The organism is Haloferax profundi (assembly GCF_001469865.1).
GTDB lineage: Archaea > Halobacteriota > Halobacteria > Halobacteriales > Haloferacaceae > Haloferax > Haloferax profundi.
In genome coordinates, this window is record NZ_LOPV01000057.1 from 1 (window position 1) to 468 (window position 468).

Consider the following 468-nt stretch of genomic DNA (forward strand, 5'->3'; position numbering starts at 1 on the left):
CCAACGAGGTCGCAACGTTCACCCGACACCATCTCCGTCCCATAGCCTCGTGACTGGCTGCCGTGCTTCGTTGAGAGTTTTTCGACCTTTCGAGCTCTCATTGCTGCATTGAATACGTCCAACTCTCCTGGGAGATAGCTTCCCTCTTGATTGGGTGGTGTGACTTTCAGTTGGTCTGGACTCACTCGAACAGCAACCGACACAACGACACGTGGCTCAGCATCGAACTGGCCCTGTGCTTCAAGCACTTCGCCTAGGCGTTCGTAGAGTCCATCTTCGCTTCCAACAAACTGCAACGCATCAATTAGCCATCCATCGGGGTGGTCTTGGATAACGTTGCCAACTGAAGGCTCTGAACCGAGGCCGTCTGTCCACTGAAACAAGCACTCGCGTGCGTATCTCGCAACGTCTGTTGCAGTTGCCCCTGTTTTCCCCCCACGTTGTGTAAGGCTATGGTCGATTGCATTG

General features: G+C 53.8%; 1 pseudogene. It reads right to left on the bottom strand.

Annotated features, from left to right (window positions below):
• A pseudogene (locus AUR66_RS22470) lies at positions 1 to 383 on the bottom strand (hypothetical protein); the annotation flags it as partial.
• Positions 384 to 468 lie beyond the last annotated feature (85 nt).